The 14,722-nt window shown below is 70.7% G+C and carries 15 protein-coding genes; 9 read left to right on the top strand and 6 right to left on the bottom strand.

Going from position 1 to position 14,722, the window contains the following annotated elements; genetic code table 11:
- The first annotated feature begins 22 nt into the window (after nucleotides 1-22).
- Nucleotides 23-880: a hypothetical protein gene (locus tag G6N25_RS07240; protein ID WP_083074190.1), complete on the top strand. Its 858-nt coding sequence runs from the start codon at nucleotides 23-25 to the stop codon at nucleotides 878-880.
- Between the two features lie 145 nt (nucleotides 881-1,025).
- Here the strand turns inward: G6N25_RS07240 and G6N25_RS07235 are convergent, their stop codons facing one another.
- The 3 genes from G6N25_RS07235 to glnX are packed head-to-tail and all read right to left on the bottom strand — an operon-like array spanning nucleotide 1,026 to nucleotide 5,583.
- Nucleotides 1,026-3,284: a serine/threonine-protein kinase PknG gene (locus G6N25_RS07235; protein ID WP_408632427.1), complete on the bottom strand. Its 2,259-nt coding sequence runs from the start codon at nucleotides 3,282-3,284 to the stop codon at nucleotides 1,026-1,028.
- Nucleotides 3,285-3,295: 11 nt separating this feature from the next.
- On the bottom strand, nucleotides 3,296-4,264 hold the full coding sequence (locus G6N25_RS07230; protein WP_083074191.1) for a glutamate ABC transporter substrate-binding protein: 969 nt from the start codon (nucleotides 4,262-4,264) through the stop codon (nucleotides 3,296-3,298).
- Complete coding sequence (gene glnX, locus G6N25_RS07225; RefSeq protein WP_083074192.1) at nucleotides 4,264-5,583, bottom strand: protein kinase G-activating protein GlnX; 1,320 nt, start codon at nucleotides 5,581-5,583, stop codon at nucleotides 4,264-4,266. The genes G6N25_RS07230 and glnX overlap by 1 nt, the downstream gene beginning before the upstream one ends.
- Nucleotides 5,584-5,719: 136 nt before the next feature.
- Here glnX and G6N25_RS07220 point away from each other — a divergent pair, with 136 nt between their 5' ends.
- Nucleotides 5,720-6,352 (top strand): NUDIX hydrolase, encoded by a 633-nt coding sequence (locus G6N25_RS07220; RefSeq protein ID WP_083074193.1) that lies wholly within the window; start codon nucleotides 5,720-5,722, stop codon nucleotides 6,350-6,352.
- Here G6N25_RS07220 and thiE read toward each other — a convergent pair.
- The gene (gene thiE, locus G6N25_RS07215) at nucleotides 6,324-6,995 is read right to left on the bottom strand and encodes a thiamine phosphate synthase (RefSeq protein ID WP_083074194.1); all 672 of its coding nucleotides are present in this window, start codon (nucleotides 6,993-6,995) and stop codon (nucleotides 6,324-6,326) included. The two genes, G6N25_RS07220 and thiE, sit on opposite strands and share 29 nt — an antisense overlap.
- A 130-nt stretch (nucleotides 6,996-7,125) precedes the next feature.
- Here thiE and thiO point away from each other — a divergent pair, with 130 nt between their 5' ends.
- The 3 genes from thiO to thiG are packed head-to-tail and all read left to right on the top strand — an operon-like array spanning nucleotide 7,126 to nucleotide 9,099.
- Entirely contained in the window at nucleotides 7,126-8,145 is a 1,020-nt protein-coding gene (gene thiO / locus G6N25_RS07210) for a glycine oxidase ThiO (RefSeq protein ID WP_083074195.1), read from the top strand.
- Nucleotides 8,142-8,348: a sulfur carrier protein ThiS gene (thiS, locus tag G6N25_RS07205; RefSeq protein ID WP_083074196.1), complete on the top strand. Its 207-nt coding sequence runs from the start codon at nucleotides 8,142-8,144 to the stop codon at nucleotides 8,346-8,348. The genes thiO and thiS overlap by 4 nt, the downstream gene beginning before the upstream one ends.
- Nucleotides 8,341-9,099: a thiazole synthase gene (gene thiG, locus G6N25_RS07200; RefSeq protein WP_083074197.1), complete on the top strand. Its 759-nt coding sequence runs from the start codon at nucleotides 8,341-8,343 to the stop codon at nucleotides 9,097-9,099. The genes thiS and thiG overlap by 8 nt, the downstream gene beginning before the upstream one ends.
- A 44-nt stretch (nucleotides 9,100-9,143) precedes the next feature.
- On the opposite strand, the gene G6N25_RS07195 is transcribed toward thiG, so the two are convergent.
- The gene (locus G6N25_RS07195) at nucleotides 9,144-9,671 is read right to left on the bottom strand and encodes a serine/threonine protein kinase (protein WP_083074198.1); all 528 of its coding nucleotides are present in this window, start codon (nucleotides 9,669-9,671) and stop codon (nucleotides 9,144-9,146) included.
- A 66-nt stretch (nucleotides 9,672-9,737) separates the two neighbouring features.
- Entirely contained in the window at nucleotides 9,738-10,265 is a 528-nt protein-coding gene (locus tag G6N25_RS07190; RefSeq protein ID WP_083074241.1) for a serine/threonine protein kinase, read from the bottom strand.
- 449 nt (nucleotides 10,266-10,714) lie between these two features.
- Here G6N25_RS07190 and G6N25_RS07185 point away from each other — a divergent pair, with 449 nt between their 5' ends.
- The 4 genes from G6N25_RS07185 to G6N25_RS07170 all read left to right on the top strand — a co-directional run bounded on the left by G6N25_RS07185 (nucleotide 10,715) and on the right by G6N25_RS07170 (nucleotide 14,721).
- Nucleotides 10,715-11,092, top strand: a complete 378-nt coding sequence (locus G6N25_RS07185) for a DUF2752 domain-containing protein (RefSeq protein ID WP_232065933.1) — start codon at nucleotides 10,715-10,717, stop codon at nucleotides 11,090-11,092.
- A gap of 11 nt (nucleotides 11,093-11,103) precedes the next feature.
- A complete protein-coding gene (locus G6N25_RS07180; RefSeq protein ID WP_083074242.1) occupies nucleotides 11,104-12,603 on the top strand; it encodes a M28 family metallopeptidase in 1,500 nt (499 codons plus the stop codon).
- Between the two features lie 8 nt (nucleotides 12,604-12,611).
- Complete coding sequence (locus G6N25_RS07175; protein ID WP_142272645.1) at nucleotides 12,612-14,081, top strand: M28 family peptidase; 1,470 nt, start codon at nucleotides 12,612-12,614, stop codon at nucleotides 14,079-14,081.
- 181 nt (nucleotides 14,082-14,262) lie between these two features.
- A complete protein-coding gene (locus G6N25_RS07170) occupies nucleotides 14,263-14,721 on the top strand; it encodes a pyridoxamine 5'-phosphate oxidase family protein (protein WP_083074243.1) in 459 nt (152 codons plus the stop codon).
- Nucleotide 14,722 lies beyond the last annotated feature (1 nt).

Below are 14,722 nucleotides of genomic sequence, written 5' to 3'. Positions count from 1 at the left end.
GTTGTCGTGCGAGTGTGCCGGCATGGATTCGGGGAAACCGTTTATCGGCAGCGAGGCATTGGCGTGCGGGGCGTTGAGTCGGCACCAGCTGCGCACGCAATACTGTACGGTCCTGCCCAATGTCTACCTGTCGCGGCGGGTCCAGCCGTCTCTTGAGCAGCGCATCGCCGCCGCGGGACTGTGGTCGAGGGGGAGGGGGATTTTCACGGGCGCGGCCGCGGCGGCGCTGCACGGCGCCAAGTGGATTCCCGACAGCGTCCCAATTGAGCTGGCATATGGCAACTCCCGGCCGCCGCGCGGGGTGCTGACCCGACGTTACACGCTGCTCGACGGTGAAACGCAGACCATGGACGGCCGCCCGGTCACCACCCCGGAGCGCACCGCCTTCGACATCGGCCGGCGCGGAGCCATCCACTCCGCTGTTGCCAGGCTGGACGCGCTCGCGGCCGCAACGGGTTTCAAGGTCGACGACGTCCTGCGTGTTGCGCAACGCCACCCCGGTTCCCCGGGGCTGCGGCGCTTGGAGACCGCGCTCGACCTCGTCGACGCCGGCGCGCAGTCGCCCAGGGAAACCTACCTCCGGCTGCTCCTCATCGACGCCGGATTCCCTCGGCCGCAGACCCAGATACCGGTGCCGGGCGCGGACGGTGTTCCGGTCGCTCATATCGACGTGGGCTGGGAGGAGTACATGGTGGGCGTCGAATACGAAGGCGGCCAACACCAGACAGACCGTTGGCGGTACGTCTACGACATTCAGCGCCTGGAGATGATCGAGCGGATGGGCTGGCTCATCGTCCGAGTCGTCGCCGAGGACCACCGCGCCAATATCGTGCACCGAGTCCGGGTGCCGATGGTTGAACGGGGTTGGACTGCGCGCTGACACGCTGGGTGTGAGCTGACGGCTTTTGAGTGTGCTCCTACGGCTTTGGTTGTGAGCGTAGGGCGGGATCTGGGCCGGAATCCCGCCCTACGCTCACACCCGAAGCCCAGGGTTCACACCCAAAGCGAAGCCCAACCCGGAAAGACTAGAACGTGCTGGTGGGCCGCACCTTGTTGGCCATGTCCACCAGCGTGTAGCGGTGCCGTTGCGTGGGCGCGACGCGGGCCAGGCTGCGCAGCGACGCCTCCACGCCCAGGCGCAGGCCGTGTTCGGTGAACGGGAAACCGAGGATGTGGTTGGTGCTGGCTTTCTTGTCGTCCCGGTTGTCCTCGAGCCAGTCCATCGCGCCGCCCAACACCAGGGCGCGGATCTGCAGCACGCGTGGCTCGGTCGGCGGCAGCGCCTCCACGCGGCGGGCCGCGTCGCGGATCTGCGCCTCGGTGATCTCGCCGGTGGACCGGCCGGACATCAGGGTCACGGCGCTGGTCAGGCGCGCGGTGGTGAAATGCCGTGAGGTGGGCGGCACCTCGTCGAGCGTGCGCACCGCGCCCTCTCGATCGCCTTCGGCCGAAAGGGATCTGGCCAGCCCGAAAGCCGCCGAGATGATGCCGTCGTTGGTCTTCCACACCGTCTCGTAGAACTTGTGCACGTCGGTGTTGCCGGCCAGCTCGGCGGTGGCGGCCAGCGCCAGCTTGGGCGCGAGCTCGCCGGGGAAGGTGTCCAGCACCTCGGTGAAATGCTTGGTGGCCGAGTCGTAGTCGCCGGTGAGCAGCTCGGCGACCGCGCGGTACCAGACCAACCGCCACTGCCAGCCGACCCGCTCGGCCAGGTCGTCGAGTTTGCGGGTGGCCTTGGCCACATCGCCGAGGTCCAGCAGCGCGCGGACCTCCATCAGCGGCAGCTCGATCGACTCCGACAGCTCGACGCCGTCCGCGTCCAGCGTGCCGTGGCGGGCCGCGCGCAGCGAATCCAGCGTCTGCACCGGCTGGGAGAGCACCGTCGCCTGCAGCACCGGGGCGGCGACGTCGGCCGGATCGACCAGCGGCACCGACAGCGCGGTCACGATTTCCCTGGCCGTCAGCTTCTCTGAATGGACCTGCCCGTCCAGGTACACGTCGGTGTGCGCGACCAGCAGGTCCACCCCGAACGTCGAGCGGCTGGGGGAGAAGACCGTCGACAGCCCGGGCCGCGGCTCCCCGGTGTCCTGGGCGACCACCTCGCGTAGCACGCCCATCAGCTGCGCGGACATCTCCTCGGCCGTGGAGAACCGGCGCCGCGGGTCGGGGTCGATGGCGCGGCGCAGCAGCCGGGCGAAGGAGTCGTACGTGGCCAGCACGGGGTCGTCGTCGGGCAGCCCGTCCACGTAGCGGCCGTTGCGGGTGCGCAGGTTCAGCGTGAGCGCCGCCAGCGTGCGTCCCACCGTGTAGATGTCGGTGGCCACCGTCGGGCCGGTCCGCACGATCTCCGGCGCCTGAAAGCCCGGTGTGCCGTAGAGGTAGCCGAACGAATTGATCCGCGACACCGCACCCAGGTCGATCAGCTTGAGCTGCTCCTCGGTGAGCATGATGTTCTCCGGCTTCAGGTCGTTGTAGACCAGGCCGATCGTGTGCAGATAGCTCAGCGCGGGCAGGATCTCCAGCAGGTAGGCGATCGCCTCGGCGACCGGCGGTTTCTCGGCTTCCCCCTGCTTGAGGCGCCGCTTGAGCGACTGGCCCCCGATGTACTCCATGACGATGTAGCCGACGGGGTCGCCGTGCCGGTCGGTGTGCTCGACGAAGTTGAAGATCTGCACGATCTGCGGGTGCACCACCTCGGCGAGGAACTGGCGTTCGGCCATCGCGATCGCCTGCGCCTCGGCGTCACCGGAGTGCACCAGGCCCTTGAGCACCACCGGGCGGTCGTTGACGTTGTGGTCGACGGCGAGGTAGACCCAGCCCAGCCCGCCGTGCGCGATGCAGCCCTTGACCTCGTACTGGCCCGCGACGATGTCGCCGGGATTCAGCTGCGGCAGAAACGAATACGGGCTGCCGCAGGCGGGGCACCAGCCCTCCGACGCGCCCTTCTCGGCCCCGGACCGGCCGACCGGCTTCCCGCAGTTCCAGCAGAAGCGCTTGGACTCCGGCACCACCGGGTTGGTCATCAGCGCCTCGAGCGGATCGATGTCCCGCCCGCGGGGGATCTCGACCAGGCCACCGCCCAGCTGCCGGGTCGGCGGGAGCACCCGCGTGGCCACCGTCATCCGCTCGGGCGACTCCGTGTCTATGCCGGGGACGAGCGGGAAGTCGTCGTCATCGTCGTCGAAATCGGGCCGGAACAGCGCCTGCGTGGCCTGCGGCCGCGACTCCGCGCCGGTTTGCGCTTCGGCCGGCCGCGACTCCGCCGCCGCGCCGTCTTCGAAGTCCATCGGCTCGCCCATCAGTCCACGTACCTCGGCGTGGGCGGGGCGGGCGCGGGCCCCAACACCGTCAACCACTTGCGGTACAACGTGTTCCACGTGCCGTCCCGGCGGATGCGTTCCAGGGTGCCGTTGACGAACCGGACCAGGCCGGTGTTGTCCAGGTTGATGCCGATGCCGTAGGGCTGCGTGGCCATGTTCGGCCCGACGATGTGCAAGTAGGGGTCTTCCTCGACCAGCCCGGCCAGGATCGAGTCGTCGGTGCTGACGGCGTCGATCTCCCGCTGCTGCATGGCCACCAGGCAGTCGGCCCAGTTCACCACCGACACGATGGCCGGCGGCGGGTCGATCTGCTGGATCCGGTGCAGCGACGTGGTGCCCCTGGCCACGCAGACCCGCTTGCCCGACAGGTCGGCCACCCTGGCGATCGGCGAGTCGCGCGGGGCGAGGATGCGCTGGTTGGCGTCGAGGTAGACGGTGGAGAAGTTCACCAGCTTGCGCCGCTCGCACGTGATGGTCATGGTCTTGACGACGACGTCGACCTCCGAGCGCTGCAGCGCGGTCACGCGCTCGTCGGACGACAGGATGCGGTACTCGACGTGCGAGGGCGCCCCGAAGATGTCGCGCGCGATCTCACCGGCGATGTCGACGTCGAAGCCGGTGATCTCGCCGGTGATCGGGTCGCGGAAGCTGAACAGGTTGCTGCCGATGTCGAGGCCGACGATCAGCCTGCCGCGGGTGCGGATGTCGGCGACCGCGGCGTCCGCCTCGGCCTTGGTGGGGAAGGGCCGCAGGCTGGCGGTCGCGTTGCAGTCCTGGCTGGCGTTGTCCGGGGGCAGCGGCGGCTCCGGCGGCAACTCCTGCATGCCGACCGGCGTCGGCGGCGGCAGCGTCGGCGCGGTCGCCCCCGTCAGCGATTCCTTGTGGCCGCAGCCCGCGAGCACGATCGCCGCGGCGGCCGCGGCGAGCGCTCGGGGCAGGCGCGTCATTATCGATACTCTTTCAGCCGGGGCCACAGGCCCAGCGCGACCGCGATGGCGGCGCCGAGGCTGAGCACCACGCCGCCGACCTGGGCGCCCGACAGCCCGCCGCGCGCGCTGAGGACGTCGTCGCGCAGGTGGGTGCGGCTTTGGTCCATGGCCTTGCCCAATTGGTCTTCGAGCTTGTCGAACGCCGGGGTGGAGTCGTCCTCACCGCTGCCGAGGGCGACCTGGGTGGCGGCCCGGTAGTTGCCCACCGAGATGTAGGAGTTGATCCGGTCGTTGGCCTGGCGCCAGCGGAGCAGCAGCTGATCGGCGCCCTGCAGGTCGGGCTTGTCGACGGCGTCGCTGCGGGACATGTACTGGTCGAGCTGGGCGTGCATGGAGTCGATGCGCTGATAGAACGACTGCTTGCGGACCTCCTCGTCGCCCCGGCGGATCAGCGACAGCGTCTCGTCGGCCCGCGCCTGCTGGGCGGTGATGGCGACGTTGGTGACGGTCTTGAGCGACTCGGCGGCGGTGTCCTTGGCGCTGCGACTGGCGGTCGTCGAGATGGTGAGCGCGGTTCCGACCCATACCACCATGACGAGGATACCGAGCGCGCCGACGACCAGCCCCGGGTTGATCCGGCGCCTGGTGCGCCGGGCCAGCCAGCGATGGGCGAACGCGCCGAAGACCACCGTGCTGGCGACGACGAGGATCACCGGGGCCGGGAAGTGAGTGGACGCGGTGGTTTCCGAGTCCACCCGCTCCGACGTCGCCTGATAGAGCTGCGCCGCGTCGGGCAGGATCGTGGACTGCATCAGCCCCGACGCCTCCGACAGGTACGACGACCCCACCGGGTTGCCCTCGCGGTTGTTGGTGCGCGCGATCTCGATCAGCCCGGTGTAGACGGCCAGTTCGGCGTTGATCCGGCCCAGCAATTGCACCAGCGGCTCGTCCGTCAGGCCGCTCGACGCCCGGGTCACGGCCACCGCGGCGTCGGTGATGGCCTGCTCGTAGCGCTGCCGGACCGGGCGCGGCTCGGCCTGGGCGATGAACGCGGTGGCCGCCGCGGCGTCGGCCACCGACAGCGTGGTGTAGAGCCGCCCGGCCGCGAACGACAGCGGCTCGGTGTGGTTGAGCACCGTGGTCAGCACCTGCTGCCGGTGGTTGATCGTCGTCGAGGTGGCGAACGCGCTGGACACGCCGAGCGCCGCCAGCACGATCCCGATGGTCAGGATGCGGCCCGGCGTCGTCGAGATGAACCACCAGCGGGGATGGGCCGGTTCGGCCGGCGACCGCGACCCCTTCGGCTCGGTTGACGGGTGCGCCAGCTCGACCGTCACGTCTGATCAGCCCTCACCTTTCGGCCTCCGAAAACACATGCGATTCGCCGCACCAACCCGGATAAGCGAATTCTAAGAGAATGTTCGGCCGGATGGGGGGAGGCCGATCTGATTGACGCCTGCATATCCTGAATTCGTGCAGGGCGACGGTGACGGATGGGTGATATCCGACGGCGGCGCTCACTACTGGGGCCGGCACGGCGCCGCCGGGCTGTTGTTGCGCGCCCCCCGGCCCGACGGCAGCCCCGCGGTGCTGCTGCAGCATCGGGCGGTGTGGAGCCATCAGGGCGGCACCTGGGGTTTGCCGGGCGGTGCGCGGGATAGCCACGAGACCCCCGAGGAAACCGCGGTCCGCGAAGCCCGCGAAGAGGCCGGCCTGTTGGCCGAGCTGCTGACCGTGCGGGCGACCGTGGTGACGGCCGAGGTCTTGGGGCTCGGCGGCGCCCGCTGGACCTACACCACCGTGGTCGCCGACGCGGCCGAGCTGCTGCACACCGTGCCCAACGGGGAAAGCGCCGAGATGCGCTGGGTCGGCGAGAACGAGGTCGCCGACCTGCCGCTGCATCCCGGCTTCGCGGCCAGCTGGCAGCGCCTGCGCACCGCCCCGGCGCTGGTGCCGCTGGGCCAGGGCGACGAACGACGGCGGGGCCTGCCGCGCACGATCGAGATCGAGGCCGGGGTCTTCGTCTGGTGCATGCCCGGCGCGGCCGACGAGGCGCCGTCGCAGCTGAGCCGCCGCGTCAGCTCGCTGCTGCAAGCGCCGAGCTGAGCCGTTCGGCCGCGGCCCGGGGGTCCTCGGCCGCGGTGATCGCCCGCACCACCACGATTCGTCGCGCACCGGCGTCGAGGACCTCGGGCAGCCGCCGGGCGTCGATCCCGCCGATCGCGAACCACGGCTTGCCGCCGCCGAGTTCGGCGGCCACCCGCAGCAGCTCCAGGCCCGGCGCCGCGCGGCCCGGCTTGGTCGGGGTGGGCCAGCAGGGGCCGACGCAGAAGTAGTCGGCCCGGCTTTCGGCGGCCGCGGCGACCTGGCCGCGGTCGTGGGTGGACAGCCCGATCAGGACGTCGGGCCCGACGATCTCGCGCGCCGCGCCCAGTGGCAGGTCGCCCTGGCCCAGGTGCAGCGCGTCGGCGCCGGCCGCGCGGGCGATGTCGGCGCGGTCGTTGACCGCGAACAGGGCGCCGTGCCGGCGGGCCGCGTCGGCCAGGATCTCGCAGGCGGCCAGCTCGTCGCGCGCCTCGAGCGGGCCGAACCGCCGCTCGCCGGCCGATCCCTTGTCGCGCAGCTGGACGATGTCGACCCCGCCCGCCAGGGCGGCGTCGACGAACCGGGCCAGGTCGCCGCGCTCGCGGCGCGCGTCGGTACACAGGTAAAGCCTCGCCGCCGCGAGGCGGGCATGGGAGTCGTGCACACCGCGACGCTAGCGCGCTAGCGTGGAAGCCTGAAGAACACGGGAGTCCCGGGAGCGGGGTCTGAGAGTGGGCGCGCCTGTCCTTACCGTCGAACCTGATCCGGATCATGCCGGCGAAGGGAGCGAAGGGATGCCGAACACGCTGGCCGGCTCGTTGGCCGTCGTCGGCGGCGGGGTCATCGGGCTGTCGGTGGCGCGCCGGGCGGCGCGGGCCGGATGGTCCGTGCGGGTGCATCGCACCGGCGATCCGGGCGCGTCCTGGGTCGCGGGCGGCATGCTGGCCCCGCACAGCGAGGGCTGGCCCGGCGAGGAACGATTGTTGCGGCTGGGCATCGAGTCCCTGCGGCTGTGGCGCGAGGGCGGTTTCCTCGACGGGCTGCCGCCGACGGTGATCACCGCCCGCGAGTCGCTGGTGGTCGCCGTCGACCGGGCCGACGTCGCGGACCTGCGCACCGTGGCCGAGTGGCTCTCCGCCCAGGGCCATCCGGTGGTCTGGGAGTCGGCCGCCCGCGACGTGGAACCCCTGCTGGCGCAGGGCATCCGGCACGGCTTCCGCGCGCCCACCGAGCTCGCCGTGGACAACCGCGCGGTGCTCGAGGCGCTGAGCCTGGACTGCGAGCGCCTCGGGGTCCGGTGGGCCGCGCCGGCGCACGACCTGTCTCGGGTCGACGCCGACGCGGTGGTGATCGCCAACGGCGTCGACGCGCCGACGCTGTGGCCGGGCCTGCCCGTGCGCCCGGTGAAGGGCGAGGTGCTGCGCCTGCGCTGGCGCAAGGGGTGTATGCCGTTGCTGGCCAGGGTGATTCGCGCCCGCGTGCACGGACGGCAGGTGTACCTGGTGCCGCGCGCGGACGGGGTGGTCGTCGGCGCCACCCAATACGAACACGGCCGCGACACGGCCCCGGTCGTGTCCGGGGTGCGTGACCTGCTCGACGACGCCTGCGCGGTGCTGCCGGCGCTGGGCGAATACGAGCTGGCCGAGTGCGCCGCCGGGCTGCGCCCGATGACACCCGACAACCTGCCACTCGTGCAACGCCTGGACGAACGAACCCTGGTCGCCGCCGGCCACGGCCGATCGGGGTTTCTGCTGGCGCCCTGGACCGCCGAACGGATTGTGTCCGAACTCGTTCCGGTCGGAGCCCACCGATGATCGTCATCGTCAACGAGCGGCGGGTCGAGGCCGACGGGCGCACCACCGTGGCCGCGTTGCTGGAGTCGCTGGGCTTCCCGGACCGTGGCATCGCGGTGGCCATGGGCGACGCGGTGCTGCCGCGATCCGACTGGGCCACAAAACTTTCCGACCTTTCCGGGCCGGTCCGACTCGAGGTGGTGACGGCGGTGCAAGGTGGCTGACCAGAAACTGACGATCGGGGACCGCAGCTTCGCCTCGCGGCTCATCATGGGCACCGGCGGGGCGACCAACCTCGCGGTGCTCGAAGAGGCGCTGATCGCGTCGGGAACCGAGCTGACCACCGTCGCGATGCGCCGGGTCGACGCCGAGGGCGGGACCGGGCTGCTCGGCCTGCTCAACCGGCTCGGCATCACGCCGCTGCCCAACACCGCGGGGTGCCGCGGCGCGGCCGAGGCGGTGCTCACCGCGCGGCTGGCCCGCGAGGCGCTGAACACCAACTGGGTCAAGCTCGAGGTGATCGCCGACGAACGCACCCTGCTGCCCGACGCGGTCGAATTGGTCCGGGCGGCGGAGCAATTGGTCGATGACGGGTTCGTCGTCCTGCCCTACACCAACGACGACCCGGTGCTGGCCCGTCGGCTGGAGGACACCGGCTGCGCGGCGGTGATGCCGCTGGGCTCGCCGATCGGCACCGGCCTTGGCATCACCAACCCGCACAACATCGAGATGATCGTGGCCCGGGCGGGCGTTCCGGTGGTGCTCGACGCCGGCATCGGCACCGCCAGCGACGCCGCGTTGGCGATGGAGTTGGGTTGCGACGCCGTGCTGTTGGCCACCGCGGTGACCCGGGCCGCCGACCCGCCGGCCATGGCCGCCGCGATGGCCGCCGCCGTGAGCGCCGGCCACCTGGCGCGGCGGGCCGGGCGGATCCCCAAGCGGTTCTGGGCGCAGGCGTCCTCCCCGGAGCGGTGAAACGTCATGCCGCGCAGGGTGGTTCGACGGCCGAGCCCTGAACGTCAGCCGTTGGTGCGCCACCACTGGTAGAGCGCGTTGACGTCGGTGTTGGACGCGCGGATGTGACTCAACACGTTTTTGCTGTCCGTGGTCCAGGTTATTATCGCGGCGTTCTTGTACGTCCCGCACACCACCTGTCCCGCCGTCTGGCCGGAACTGCCCTGGTGCCAGGTGCCCGGTGACTCGCCGCCCTCCCCGCAGGGGGCCAGGGATACGCCGTTGACGCCGGCGGTGAACGCGGCGCCCAGGTCGCTGCCGCCGTTGTAGAGCTGGTAGACGCCCGCGGCCGGTCCGTTGGGATCGGGGCTTTGGCCGCAATCGAGTTCGGCCAGCACCGGGCCCGTCAGTGGCGCCGATTGGCAGTCGTTGAGGCCGTAGCCCTTCGACAGCGCGGCGGCCAGCGTGTTGACGTCCGCCGAGCTACCGATGTTGTCGGGGTCCGCGGCCGCCGTCGCGGTGCCGGCGATGACGGAACCGCCCGCGAGCGCCACGGCCGCCGCGGCCCGCAGCGCCTTGCCGAGAGGGGACATCCTGAGCTCCCTCGTGTAGTGGAAAGCCAAGGACCACAAGCACCTTCGGGTCGCCATGGCGCAACGTCAGCCGTTGGCCCGCCACCATTGATAAAGGGCCGCGACGTCGGTGCTGGATCCGCGGATGTAGCTCAACACGTTTTTGGAGTCCGTGGTCCAGATGATCTCGGCGGCGTTCTGGTAGGTCCCGCACGCCAGTTGTCCCGAGTCGCCCGTGGAACCGCCCTGGTGCCAGGTGGTCGGCGACTGGCCACTGTCCCCGCACGCGCTCAGAACGTCGTCCTTGATGCTGGCCTTGAACGAGCCGGCCAGATTGTCCGAGTTGCTGAAGAGGATGTACTTCGCCTGGACGGGGCCGCTGGGGTCGGGGCTTTGTCCGCAACTGAGCGCGGCGAGTTCGCCGCTGGTGAGGTTCTGGGCGGTGCAGTTGTTGAGGCCGTAGCCCTTCGACAGCGAGGCGGCCAGCCTGTTGATGTTTGCCGGGCTGCCGGTGTCCGCGGGGTCCGCGGCCGCCGTCGCGGAGCCGGTGACGGCAAGACCGCCCACGAGCGCGGCGGCCGCGGCGGCTCGCAGCGCGTTGTTGGGGGGAGGCATCATCCTGGCTCCTTGCGGTTGTCGGACCGGCGGCGCGGCCGCGCGCCTGCTAAAGGGATCGTAGGCGTATGTCCTGACTATGCAACACATTCCGCTGGAAATTATCTGTCTGGGCGTCATTCACGCCGCGCGCGCATGACGTTGCCGCGACGCGACAAACCGGTTGATAATCAACGACTTTCGGGCCGCTGCCGGCGCTCGCCGCCCGGGCGATGGCGAGGCAGCGGCCGCGGGCATGCCGTCGGGCGGTCGGCGGAAATAACGAATTTTGCGGAGACGGTGCCGTCGCGCCGGCGCTCGGGTAGGGTAAGCACCGCTTCACGCCAGCTAACTCCTCATCATCATTGCCGTGGCGGGTGGTCTGAATGCCGGAAATTCGAGCGCGGCGACGCTTTCGACCCTTTCTTCGCTCTCCTCGATGTTGTAACCACGCCCTCGGCGCGCCGCTGCTGGTGGCCGCGTCCACGTCATTGGTGTGTGCCGCGGTCTGGGTGGGCGATCCGACCACGCCGAACGGGCCGCTGCCGGTGTGCCCCACGAAGGCTCTCCTGGGCATCGACTGTCCGGGCTGCGGAACGGCGCGGATGCTGTATTCGCTCATGCACGGCGACGTGACGGCCGCCGCCCGGTTCAACGCCGTGGGCCTGGTGGCGCTGGCGTTGTTGGTATGGGCCTACCTGGCGTGGACCTACGGCCGCGTGACGGGCCGGCGGATCAGGGGCTGGCAGCACCGACGGTGGTCGGCGATGGTGACGCTGCTCGTGGTGGGCGCCTGGTTTGTGGTGCGCAACATCCCGTTCGCCCCATTCAGCGCGCTGTATGTCTAACCTTGGGCGAGATGGTAAACACTCCAAGGACGGTCCCGGCGGTCCTGGCCGTGGTCGCCCTGACCGCGTTCCTGACCGGCTGCTCGCACCGGTGCGCCGACTCCCGGCAGGCGACCGGCGACCCGGCCGCGGCCGAGTTCGCCACCGCTATCCGGAGCAAGGTCACGGCCGACGCGATGATGGCGCACCTGTCGAAGCTGCAGGACATCGCCAACGCCAATGACGGCACCCGCGCGGTGGGCACACCGGGCTACGAAGCCAGCGTCGACTATGTGGTGAACACGTTGCGCCACAGCGGCTTCGACGTGCAGACGCCCGAGTTCTCGGCGCGGGTGTTTCACGGCGACAAGCCGGCGGTGACGGTCGCCGGCGCGACCGTGGAGGCGCGTGCGCTGGATTTCAGCCTCGGCACCCCGCCCGACGGCGTGAGCGGGCCGTTGGTCGCGGTGCCCGCCGGGGACGGCGCGGGCTGTCAGGCCTCCGACTTTGACGGGCTCCCGGTGCGGGGCGCGGTGGTGCTGGTCGACCGTGGCGCGTGCCCGTTCGCCCAGAAGGAGGACGCCGCGGCGCAGCGCGGCGCCGTGGCGATGATCGTCGCCGACAACGTCGACGAGCAGCAGATGGGCGGGACCCTGGGGGCCAACACCGTCGTGAAGATCCCGGTGGTGAGCGTGACCAAGTCCGGCGGCGTGCAGCTGCGCGCGCAGCCGGGACCGACCACCATCAAGCTCAACGCGAGCGTCCAGAGCTTCAAGGCGCGCAACGTCATCGCGCAAACCAAGACGGGGTCGGGCACCGACGTGGTGATGGCGGGCGCGCACCTGGACAGCGTGCCCGAGGGGCCGGGCATCAACGACGACGGGTCGGGAGTCGCCGCCGTCCTGGAAACCGCCGTGCAGCTGGGGAACTCGCCACCGGTCCGCAACGCGGTGCGGTTCGGCTTCTGGGGCGCGGAGGAACTCGGGCTGATCGGGTCGCGCAACTACGTGGAGTCGCTGGACCTGGACGGGCTCAAAGACATTGCGCTGTACCTGAACTTCGACATGCTCGCGTCGCCGAACCCCGGCTACTTCACCTACGACGGGGACCAATCGTTGCCGGCGGACGCCCGCGGCCAGCCGGTGGTGCCGGAAGGCTCGGCCGGCATCGAGCGCACGCTCGTCGCCTACCTGAAGTCGGCCGGCAAGGCCGCGCAGGACACCTCGTTCGACGGCCGTTCGGACTACGACGGGTTCACCCTGGCCGGAATCCCGGCCGGCGGCCTGTTCTCCGGGGCCGAGGTCAAGAAGTCCGCGGAGCAGGCCAAGCTGTGGGGCGGAACCGCCGACGAGCCGTTCGATCCCAACTACCACCAAAAAACCGACACCCTCGACCACATCGACCGCGCCTCGCTGGGCATCAACGGCGGCGGTGTCGCCTACGCGGTGGCATTGTACGCCCAAGACATTGGCGGCCGGAACGGGGTTCCGGACCTGGCGGACCGTACGCGCCACGCGCTCGGTAAGCCATGAGGCGGCCGGTGATTCGCCGGCTGGGCTCGGCGCTGGTGCTGATCGGGCTGGTGGCGGGGTGCGCGCCGCCGCGCCCGGCGCCGCCGGCCGCTGCGCCGGATCTCGGTCACGGCCTGGCCGCCAGGGTGACCGTGGACCGGATGGTCGCCCACCTGCGCGCGCTGCAGGACATCGCCAACGCCAACCACGGAAACCGGGCGGAGGGCACACCGGGGTATGACGCCAGCGTCGAGTATGTGGCGAAGACCTTGCGGGACAGGGGCTTTGCGGTGTCGACGCCGCAGTTCGACCGGCTGTATCAGGTTTCGCCGGGCAAGCCGGCGCTGACGATAGCCGGCCGCACCTATCCGGTCGACCAGGCCTCGTTGCTGGTCCGGACGCCTCCCGGTGGCGTCACCGGGCTGCCGGTCCGTCCGGCACAACCGTCGGGCTGCGCGGCCGGCGATTATCCGGCGGCGGTGCCCAGGGGCGCGATCGCCGTCGTCGACGACGCCCGCTGCTCGGTGGTCGACAAGCAGAACAGCGCGGTGGCCAGGGGCGCGGCCGCGCTGATCGTGCTCAGCACGAACAACGGCGGGGCGACCCCGCCCACCCTGTTCACCCCCGGCTACTTCAAGCAACTGGCCGTGCCGGTCGCCGTCGCCGGCGGCTACGGCGCCGCCGCGCTCGAACGCGACACCGCGCCGATACGCCTGGTGCTGGACGCCGAGAACATCAAGATCACGTCGCGAAACGTGTTGGCGCAAACGGAAACCGGCTCGCCGCATGACGTGATCGTGGTCGGCGCACATCTCGACAGCCCGCGCAACGGCCCGGGCATCAACGACGACGGGACCGGCGTGGCGGCGGTGCTGGAAACGGCGCTGCGGCTGGGCCCGTTGGCCCCGGTGAACAACGCGGTGCGGTTCGTGTTCTGGGGAGCCGAGGAGGACGGGCTCAACGGCGCCATGGACTACGTGTTCGGCATGGATCGCGATCAACTCAACGACGTCGCGATGTACCTGGACTTCACCATGCTCGGCTCGCCGAACGCCGGCTTCTTCACCGACGACGGCGACCAGTCCGGTCCGCCGGGGGCCGGGATCGCATTCGGCGACGTGCCCGACGGTTCGGCCGGTATCGAGCGCACCCTGGCCGGCTATCTGTACCAGGCCGGCAAGCGGCCCGCCGACATGCCGTTGAGCACCAGGGCCGACTACCACCCCTTCATGGTCGCGGGCGTGCCGATCGGCGGCATGACCGCCGGTGCTTCCCAGACGAAGACCACGCTGCAGGCGCGGCTGTGGGGCGGTCAGTCCGGTGTCCCGTTCGACCCCAACTACCAGAGCCCCCGCGACACCGTGGACGGTATCAACCGGGAAGCGTTGGCGGTCATGGGTTCTGGCGTCGCGTTCGCCGTGGGCACCTACGCGGAGTCGATCGCGGGCGTCAACGGCGTCCCGTCCCACGACAAGCGGCATCGCGCGCGGATGCCGTAGCCCCCGGCACGACCCGCCGGGCCTGAGATGCCGAACGCCACATCTGGTGGGGACCTTGGACCCTATTCGACGCGCGTGGCGAACGGGAAGGCTTCGGCGTTGGCGCAATCGAGTGTTCGAGCGTGAGAAGAAGGCGAGGTCGCCTGGTGGTGTGTGCGTCGCGCGCGGCGGCTGCCGCGTCATGACAGGCCACCCCCAGGATGGCGGCACCGCGGTCGCCCGCGGGACGGTCGAGCTCGACCCCCGCGAGGCGCTGCGGTTGCTGGCCAGCGTCGAGTATGGGCGGGTGGTGTTCACCCACCAAGCGCTGCCGGCGATACGCGTGGTCAACCACCTCGTCGACGGGGGCCGGGTGATCGTGCGCACCCGCCTGACCGCCACGGTGTCCACCGTGGTGCGATTGAGCAGCGGCGCCGGCGTCGTGGTCGCGTACGAGGCCGACGACCTCGACCCGCGGCGGCGGGCTGGCTGGAGCGTCGTGGTCACCGGGTGGGCAACCACGATCACCGACCCCGACCAGATCGCCCGTTACGAACAGCGGCTGCGCCCGTGGGTGAACATGACCATGGACACCTTGATCGCCATCCGACCCGAGATCGTCACCGGCGTCCGCATCCTCGACGACACAACGCAATCGTGAG

This window comes from Mycobacterium heidelbergense, assembly GCF_010730745.1.
In the GTDB taxonomy this organism is placed as follows: domain Bacteria; phylum Actinomycetota; class Actinomycetes; order Mycobacteriales; family Mycobacteriaceae; genus Mycobacterium; species Mycobacterium heidelbergense.
Note: the sequence above shows the minus strand (reverse complement) of the source record. Positions and strands in the feature narration are given on the sequence as shown.